At 67.1% G+C, this 7,911-nt stretch carries 6 protein-coding genes and 1 pseudogene; 4 read left to right on the forward strand and 3 right to left on the reverse strand.

Annotated elements, in window-relative coordinates; translation table 11 throughout:
* Positions 1-117 (forward strand): annotated as a pseudogene (locus tag StrepF001_RS50355) (IS5/IS1182 family transposase); the annotation flags it as partial.
* A gap of 112 nt (positions 118-229) precedes the next feature.
* Here the strand turns inward: StrepF001_RS50355 and StrepF001_RS43365 are convergent.
* Positions 230-697 (reverse strand): peptidoglycan-binding domain-containing protein, encoded by a 468-nt coding sequence (locus tag StrepF001_RS43365; RefSeq protein ID WP_129803574.1) that lies wholly within the window; start codon positions 695-697, stop codon positions 230-232.
* Positions 698-1,124: 427 nt separating this feature from the next.
* Positions 1,125-1,592 (reverse strand): peptidoglycan-binding domain-containing protein, encoded by a 468-nt coding sequence (locus tag StrepF001_RS43370; protein WP_240797982.1) that lies wholly within the window; start codon positions 1,590-1,592, stop codon positions 1,125-1,127.
* A 299-nt stretch (positions 1,593-1,891) separates the two neighbouring features.
* Here StrepF001_RS43370 and StrepF001_RS43375 point away from each other — a divergent pair, with 299 nt between their 5' ends.
* The gene (locus StrepF001_RS43375) at positions 1,892-2,860 is read left to right on the forward strand and encodes a helix-turn-helix domain-containing protein (RefSeq protein ID WP_129803576.1); all 969 of its coding nucleotides are present in this window, start codon (positions 1,892-1,894) and stop codon (positions 2,858-2,860) included.
* A gap of 1,039 nt (positions 2,861-3,899) precedes the next feature.
* Positions 3,900-5,066, forward strand: a complete 1,167-nt coding sequence (locus StrepF001_RS43380) for an alkaline phosphatase PhoX (protein ID WP_129803577.1) — start codon at positions 3,900-3,902, stop codon at positions 5,064-5,066.
* 425 nt (positions 5,067-5,491) lie between these two features.
* Here the strand turns inward: StrepF001_RS43380 and StrepF001_RS43385 are convergent, their stop codons facing one another.
* Positions 5,492-6,994, reverse strand: coding sequence for an FAD-dependent monooxygenase (locus StrepF001_RS43385; protein ID WP_276322898.1), 1,503 nt, complete (start codon positions 6,992-6,994; stop codon positions 5,492-5,494).
* Positions 6,995-7,076: 82 nt separating this feature from the next.
* On the opposite strand from StrepF001_RS43385, the gene StrepF001_RS43390 reads away from it, so the two are divergent.
* Complete coding sequence (locus StrepF001_RS43390; RefSeq protein ID WP_206307153.1) at positions 7,077-7,718, forward strand: TetR/AcrR family transcriptional regulator; 642 nt, start codon at positions 7,077-7,079, stop codon at positions 7,716-7,718.
* The last annotated feature ends 193 nt before the right edge of the window (positions 7,719-7,911 follow it).

Consider the following 7,911-nt stretch of genomic DNA (forward strand, 5'->3'; position numbering starts at 1 on the left):
GGCTTCGCCCATCTGAGGAACTGGCGCGTCCCCGGCAAGGTCCGCACGACTCCGAGGTGGGCGACCGCGCTGGTGAGGGCCCTGCTGGTGCTGACGAACCAGGAAGTCGCCCGCTGACAGATGATCTTGTCGGGACTATCGCCCCGGACCCGCCCGAGCCTCCCGACGCCTACGCACACCAGGCGCGCTGATGTGTAGTTTTCACGATGTACCGTGTTCAATGAGCGGGCTAGAAGTTGTAGCTGGCACAGCCGTTACGTGTCCCGTCCTGCAGGTACCTCGGCCACTTCAGATTCTTGAAGCCTTCCTCGCCGTACAGCCCGTCAGCGGTGATTCCCTCCTGCCTCTGGGCGTACTTGAGGGCGTCTCGTGTGGCCGGGCCGAAGTCGCCGTCGACGGCGATGGAGCGCCCGTAGCATGACTGGAGGGCGAGCTGAAGGATCCTGACGCCGTTTCCGGTGCTGCCGTAGTCCATCCAGCAGCGCACGTTGTTGACACCGTTGTACGGCGTCACTGGCACTTTGATCAGCTGCGAGGAGGTGGGCGTGTAGCTGATGGTTTGACTGGCCGAGCAATGTCCGACATAGGTCCACGCTGCCGCCGAAGGAGCCACGGCAACGGCGCCGCCGAGGAGGCCAGCGGTAAGGGTGCCCGTCGCCAGAAGAGATCTGAGCCGCTGGCCGAGACGAAACGACACGATCTGCCTCTCATAGGGGGAAGTGCTCTGCCGGCGGACACGGTGACGATAAAAGTGGCCAGCGGCAGGCGATTGTTAATGAACATGCCAAGAAGTCGCCAAGACGTTACTGGGGTTGAACATGCCGCAACGGTCGACGAGTTCAGTATTCTGATGAGGCTGTTCGCCCGTCCGGGCGGTGGGGAGTGTGACCGGTCCCCTTCGCGGTGCCCGGCACCGGTGATCGCGTTCAGCCGTCAGCATCCAGCACTCTGGCCAGAGGACCCTTGCCCGGGGGCATCGCTCCCCCGACGTGTGAGGGGCGGGACCTTTCGGCACTTCCAGGTTTCTGTCTGCGCTGGAAGACGCGACGGGACGGCCCTGGTGAGCTGAGTCTCAGACCCGCCAGGGCCGCAGTTGCCGGGCGTAGTTCCTCAGCGGTGGCAGGTCAGTTGATCGACTCGCAGCCACTACGGTCGCCGGTGATCTCCCGATACCGCGGGAACTTCAGGTACTGAGAACTCTGAGTGCCGTACTGGCCGTCGGCAGTGATGTTCTCCTGCCCCTGCGCGGACACGAGCGCGCTACGTGTGGCCGAACCGAACTCGCCATCGGTCGCAAGTTTGAACCCGTAGCAAGAGTTGAGCGAGAACTGGAGCCACTCGACGCCGGATCCTGTGCTGCCGTAGTCCATCCAGCAGTTGGCGGTTCTGCTGCCGCCGCCGCTCTGGTAAGCCGGCCGGGTGATGGAGTACCCAGGGGTAACCCCGACGCTCGTGACCTGATTGATGTTGCATTGCCCAGCGTAGGCTGCCGCCGCGGAGGGTGCGACAGCCATGGCACCGCTGAGAAGGCTGGCTGTAAGGGCACCGATGGTCAGAATGCCCGTGGTCCGCCGAGTCGAGCAGATGGTCATGAACACGCCTCTCAGATTGGGGGCCCCGTTCTCCGGCCTCGCCCATGGACCTTAGGGCCATCGTGGGCTTCGGACTTTGTCACCCGTGCAGGGAACTTTGTCAGTAGTGCACCGCCTCAAGTTGACGCCGCATCAGGCGAGTTCGGGCCCTGCGTATGCCTGTCGAAACCGTTGCACAGCGAGAGAGAATCCCGACACACTGATGTCGGGTACGTCCGTGTGGAGGGGTGACTTGTGGGGGAACGGACCGAGGTACTGCCAGGCCGGCTCTGTGACCGACGCGGACGAGGGTCTGCCTCATGAGTCCGGTCCTGGACACCGCGTTCATACCGCCGCGGGACCGGGAGGAAGTGATCCGCAACGCGGTGTGGGAATCCATGGTGGCAGTCGATATCGACCACCGTCCTGCGGCTGAGGACATCTCCGTTCGCATCGGGCTCGGCGCCGTGGGGCCCATCAGGATCTGTTCGGCGCGGGCGACCGCGGTCGCTCTCCGTCGGACGGAGCGGCTGGCCCGCAAGGACGAGGAGCCGGCCGTCACTCTCGGTGTGCAGATGACGGGCAGCAGCCTGGTGGTGCAGAACGGTCGCGAGTGCCTGCTGAAGCCGGGGGAATTCGCCGTCTACGAATCGATCGCTCCCTACACACATCTCTTCGACGAGGGAGTCGACTACCGCTTCATCCGTTTCCCCCGCGCGGCGCTCGCGCTCCCCGACCGGTTGCTACGAGACATCACCGCGGTCCCCTTGGGATCCGACAACCCCGTTGCGCGCCTCGCCTTCACCTACTTCTCCCAACTGGCCGTCAGCGACGAATTACACCAGGGCGTGCACGCCGACGCCGTCGTGGAACCCAGCATCGAACTCCTCCGTGCCGTCCTGACGTCCCAGCACGGCAACGCCAGCCTGGCCAGAGAACCGTTGGAGGCGACACTCAGCCTGCGGATCACTCAATACATCCGGGAGCATTTGGCTGATCCCGATCTGTCGGCGGCACAGATCGCCGCCGCCCACGGCATCTCCGTGCGTCACCTCTACGCGGTGCTGTCCCAGTCAGGCATCAGCCTCGGAGACTGGATCCGTACACGCCGCTTGGCCGAATGCAGGCGAGAGCTGGCCAGCCCGAACGGGCGGCTGCGGACCATCGCTGCGATAGGACGAAGGTGGGGCTTCGTGGACGCGACCCACTTCAGCAAGGTGTTCAAACAGGCATACGGACTCTCGCCTCGGGCCTGGCGCGACCAGAACCACCCCCGCTCCTTGGCGTGATGGTCGCCGCGCGGCCGCGTTTCGCGTGACCGACCTTGGGCGCTCGGTCTGACGCTGGAGTCAGACCGAGCGGACCAGCAAACTCATGCCCGACGGCACCGCGCAGAAGGTCCGCCGCCAGGAGCAGGCCACGAGTATGCAGAAGCCCAGCTCATCGCGCTCGGAGCGCCGGTGCCGCGGCCTGACTGCAACCGGGCCGTCTCGGCCGCACCGCCACGAGCGAGAGCAGAGCAAACTGCGCCTCGACGCGAAGTGGGCTAACGGCTCGTACGCGCGCTGATGATCCTCAACCAGCACGAGATCGCCCGCTGACCGACGATCTACACCGCAGACAACCCCCGACAGCCAGCACGAGTACGGCATCACCCACCCACACCACCCCCGCGACCTGCACGTTCAGGATGAACACAATTCATTGCGAATACGGCGGGCGCCTACGCGCGGGATCGGTCCCGGACGGCGAAGCAGTCGGTGTACAGCTGGTCGGCGTCGGCCTCCTCCAGCCGGGCCGGTGCCACCCGGATGGCGTCGCCGCCCGAGGAGGAGATCGGCGCGGCGGCTTGCCTCCCGGCTCGGACCGCGGATCGGCGGCACCGGTTCACCTCCCCCGGGCGTGCCGTCGGAGATGTGCAGAGCCTGCTGTCCAGCCCGTGGTCAGCAGCAGACAGTCGGCCCGACTGCGGCCTGAAGCCGATCGCATCCCGCGAAGCGACGTGGCACACCGATGCAGGGGACAGATCGGTCCGCTGATGCCGGCTTGACGACATCCCACAGCATCCGTGAGCGGGATTCGTCAACGGCCCGGCCTCCTCGGCCTGCTTCCCCTCAAGAATCTGCACCAGTTGGTCCTGGGGAATTCCCTGATGGTTCATTTGGTGACTGACTGATCGTTTCTGCGTCAAATCTACTCACCAGTTGTCCGGGAGGAGTTGGTCCGAGGGATCCTTACCGCCCCCTGCCAGGGGCCCTAGGGTCCCCGGTGACCAGTCGGCGGCGCTCAACGAGCCATCGTTCGCCCTTCTTTGACGAAGGAGTACCTGTGGAACGTCGCAGCTTTCTGCGTGGTGCAGTGATCGGCACCTCGGCTGCCGTCTTCGGCGGCACCCTCATGCACGGCGCCGCCTACGCGGCCCCGGCCCAGAACGGCACCAGCCCGTACGGTGGCCTGCTGGCCGCCGACGCCAACGGGATCATGCTGCCCTCCGGCTTCACCAGCAGAGTCATCGCCCGCTCCAGCCAAACAGTCCCCGGCACCTCCTACACCTGGCACGGCGCCCCCGACGGCGGCGCCTGCTTCGCCGACGGGACGGGCTGGATCTACGTCTCCAACTCCGAACTCGGCACCGGCGGCGGCGCGAGCGCCGTCAAGTTCAACTCCTCGGGCACCATCACCGGCGCCTACCGCATCCTGTCCAACACCCGCACCAACTGCGCGGGCGGCGCCACCCCGTGGAACACCTGGCTCTCCTGCGAGGAGGTCAGCCGCGGCTATGTCTACGAGACCGATCCGTGGGGCGCGAACGCCGCCATCCGCCGCGACGCGATGGGCCGCTTCAAGCACGAGGCGGCCGCCGCCGACCCGGTACGCAAGGTGATCTATCTGACCGAGGACGAGTCGGACGGCTGCTTCTACCGGTTCATCCCCACCACCTGGGGCAACCTGGCCTCCGGCACCCTCCAGGTACTGGTCGCCGGCACCGGCACCTCCGGCTCCTTCACCTGGACGAACGTGCCCGACCCGGACGGCTCCCCCACCTACACCCGCGACCAGGTCTCCGGCGCAAAGATCTTCAACGGCGGCGAGGGCTGCCACTACGCGAGCGACACCGTCTGGTTCACCACCAAGGGCGACAACCGCGTCTGGCAGCTCAACCTGCTCAACAGCACCTACGAACTCGCCTACGACGACAGCCTGGTCACCAACGGCACCGCACCGCTGACCGGCGTCGACAACGTCACCGGCAGCTCCTCCGGCGACCTGTTCGTCGCCGAGGACGGCGGCAACATGGAGATCTGCATCATCACCCCCAACGACATCGTCGCCCCCTTCCTGCGCATCACCGGCCAGTCCAGCTCCGAAATCACCGGCCCCGCCTTCTCCCCCGACGGCAGGCGGCTGTACTTCTCCAGCCAGCGCGGCACGTCCGGCAGCTCCTCCGGCGGCATCACCTACGAGGTCACCGGGCCGTTCCGCACCACCGCCTGAGCGTAATCCCGTAACCACACTCACCCGGCAGGTCGCCACTCGCCTGTCTGCGGCGCCCGGAGGAACACCGGGCGCCGTCGGGTCAGTGAGCGGAAAGGCCCAACCGGCCGAACTGGTCACTCGGCGGCCGATGCCGAACCGACCAGCTCGGAGCGCACGGCCCGGTCCCCTCCGCTGGACGGACCCGAACCACGCCGGGACGAATTACCCGAAGAAACGGAACTCGTGCGCACGCGCGATCCGGTGTTCATTCCTCGGCCGTGCGTCGGTCAGGAACCGCTGGACCGGCTCGAGGAATTCAGCATCCGGTCCTTCGCCCCCGTGATGACCAGCAACGGCACATCGAGACGGCGCAGTTGATCGTCGGTGAAGACCGGCAGCCGGTCACGCCGCCGTCGCGGTGTGCAGCTCCGTGGACAGACGGCTCAGTGTGCCTCCGTCAGGTTGCCGGCGATTGCGGAGAGCAGGGTTTTACCGCAGGCGGCGGAGTGGTCCGCAGCCCAGCAGACGTAGCCGTCGGGACGGAAGAGCAGGGCGGCAGCGCCCACATCGTCGGTGCAGGTGGCACGGACGAGGTCGACTCGTTCCGGGAGTCGGAGATCGGCCGGGACGGCTCCGGCCAGATCGAGCAGTACGGCGTGCCCCGCGCCGAACAGCGCCGACAGCCGGGTGGGGCCGGCTGGGGTGACCAGGTCGATGTCTGGGATCCGCTGTCCGGTGAGCGGATGCTCGCCGGGCAGCTCGTAGCGCAGCGACAGGCCGGACAGCAGTCCTGCGATGTGACAGTTGGTGTCGGGCAGGCGCATCAGGTCGATGAAGATGTCGCGCAGGGCGGCCACGTCCTCGCTCGGGTGCGGGTCGGCCAGGACCCGCTGTGCCGATGTGTGGTGCAGCACCTGGGCTCCGACCGGATGCCGCTCGGTGTGGTAGCTGTCCAGGAGGCCGCTCGGCGCCCGGTCCTGGACGGCCGCGGCCAGTTTCCAGCCGAGGTTGATCGCGTCCTGGATGCCGAGATTGAGACCCTGACCGCCCAGCGGCGGGTGGATGTGTGCGGCATCCCCGGCGAACAGGACGCGGCCCGCGCGGTAGTGCTCCAGTTGTCGCGTGGCGTCGGAGAACCGCGAAGAGTTGTCCACCGCACCCAGGGTGGTCTCCTCGCCGTACACCGCCTGCAGCGCGGCGGTGATCTCCTCGTGGGTGACGGGGGTGTCGCGGTCAATGTCCGCTCGGTCCGCGCGTCCGAAAGTGAACCGGTACCGATCACCGCCGAGCGGGGCCAGCATGGCCCAGTAGCCGCCACCCTGACGGGTCAGCGTGCTCATGTGCCCCAACTGCTGCGGCACCAGCGACGAAACGGCGGACAGACGGACGTCCGCCAGCACCGCCTGATGGGTCCCGGGCCTGCCGGGAAAAGGCAGCCCGAGCAGTTTGCGCACCGTACTGTGGCCGCCGTCGCACGCCGCCAGATAGCGCGCCCGCACCCGCAGGCCGTCCGCCGTCACGCTCACACCGTCGTTGTCCGACTCGACTGCTGAGACCGCGGCGCCGCGCAGAACCCGTGCGCCGCCGGCGGTCGCCCGCTCCTCGAGTACCTCCTCGATCCCCCACTGGGCAATCGCGATCGGAAAAGGGTGCCTGGTCTGCCATGGGGTGCAGTCCAAGGGCACCGGCAGGGTCGCGAAGTGCCCGCCTGCCGGTTCAGTCGGCACGGCCCGCTGCAGCAACGGCTCCAGCAGCCCGCGCATCTGGAGCAGTTCGGCGGTGCGGGGCTGAATCGCGCCGCCCTTCACCTGCTCGATGCGCTGGGGCAGCTTCTCCACCACCAGGGTCTCGACCCCGGCCAGAGCCAGTTCGCACGCCAGCATCAGCCCGGCCGGGCCGGCGCCCACGATGACGACCTCGGTCTCGGTCTCCGTCAACACCTTCACTCCGTCTCATTTCTCGCCTCGGAGTAAATGTATACCAGGTGTAGAAATCACCTCGGGGCAACTCCTTGCTACCGTGGGTGTCGTGGACGGCAAGCCAGGGCTACGGGAACTCAAGAAGCAGCGGACCCGCGCGGCGATCTCCGATGCGGCGATCACGCTGTTCCTCGAACACGGCTTCAACCAGGTCTCGGTGGCCCAGGTGGCCGAGGCTGCAGAAGTATCCAAACGCACACTCTTCGCGTACTTCCCGACCAAGGAAGACCTCGTGGTGCATCGCCTCGCCGACCACGAAACCGAAGCCGCCCGGGTGGTGCGGGCCCGCCCGCCTGGCACCGCCCCGCTGACCGCACTGCGCGAGCACTTCCTCACCGGGTTGCGCGAGCGGGACCCGATCAGCGGGCTCAACGACCATCCCCAGGTGCGCAGGGTCCACCGGATGATCCTCGACGCACCCTCGCTGGTGGCCCGGATGGAAGGGTTCAAGACCGGCGCCGAACGCGCACTCGCCCAGGCGTTGCAGGAAACGGCAGACACTCCGGAACTCACCGCGCGGCTTGCTGCCGTCCAGATCGTCGCGGTGCAGTGGGCGCTGGCACAGGACAACGCCGAACGCCTGGCGTACGGGGAACCCGCCGACGAGCGCTATGCGGGTGCCGTGGAAGACGCCGAGCACGCGTTCACGCTGCTGGAGAACGGACTGCACCACCTGACTCCGCAGCGGTGAAGCGGGGCCCTGCGAACAGCGGGCGCCGACATCGTGCGATCTGCTGAGGCGTGCGGACCGGCATCAACGGCCCGGCCGCCATCCCCGTGCAGGCTCCGACTCTCATCTGCTTCAGCCAGGTTGCTGCGACAACCCGGCGGTGAAGGTCTCTCACCTCACTCGACTCCAGTGAGGTCGACCCGGAGCGCGGTAC

This window comes from Streptomyces sp. F001, from assembly GCF_004187715.1.
GTDB lineage: Bacteria > Actinomycetota > Actinomycetes > Streptomycetales > Streptomycetaceae > Streptomyces > Streptomyces flavusporus.

What these genes read in the sequence shown, in the direction of transcription:
- StrepF001_RS43370 (WP_240797982.1), bottom strand. Translation starts at nt 1,592, where the DNA reads ATGACCATCTGCTCGACTCGGCGGACCACGGGCATTCTGACCATCGGT.
- StrepF001_RS43375 (WP_129803576.1), top strand. Translation starts at nt 1,892, where the DNA reads ATGAGTCCGGTCCTGGACACCGCGTTCATACCGCCGCGGGACCGGGAG.